The organism is Alteromonas sp. ABE4_545 (assembly GCF_056161325.1).
This window is the reverse complement of the sequence record NZ_JBSWYY010000075.1, coordinates 1-598: the sequence shown is the minus strand read 5'-3', so window position 1 is coordinate 598 and position 598 is coordinate 1. Positions and strand designations below refer to the sequence as shown.

1 pseudogene is annotated in these 598 nt (G+C 43.5%); it reads left to right on the top strand.

The features are described from left to right. Window positions 1-79: 79 nt before the first annotated feature. Window positions 80-487, top strand: a pseudogene (locus tag ACXAH6_RS20375) (ISNCY family transposase); the annotation flags it as partial. Window positions 488-598: the final 111 nt, after the last annotated feature.

The window sequence follows — 598 nt, the reverse complement described above, 5'->3', positions numbered from 1 at the left end:
TAATTACCAAGGGAAATTGACGGTTATCTTTAACCGTGTTCTTTGAATGTTTTGTTTGTGCATTTGAGGAACGCTAAGGATGATTGTGTTGAATTCCAAAGCTCAATTGACAGTTGATGTCATCGCGAAAGTGGCTGAGCGTAAAATTACGATAGCCAATGCCACTAAGCTCCTCAATAAATCCAGACGTACTGTTGAACGTTATTTACAGCGTTACCGAAGCCTAGGGTTACAGTTTGTTGTTCACGGAAACACGGGCAGCGAGCCAGTTAATAAAACGCCTGACAGTCTTAAGCAGCAAGTTCAATCACTAATCCGCGAGAAATACTATGATCTGAACCTGTTGCACCTTGCCGAGATGCTTGAGACTCATGAACATATTGTTGTTAAGCGCGAGACACTGCGTAAATGGGCACATGATATCCATCATGTAAAACGGGCGAAGCGCAGACGTAGCCGTGTTCACAAACGCAGAGAGCGAATGGAAGTGTAAACCTCCCCTAAAATAGCGACATACCTTTTTAGAGTTCTTCGGCGTAAACTGAGCCAAGAAAGGAGAACTCCTGATGAAAAAGTCTCGATACACAGAAACGCAGAT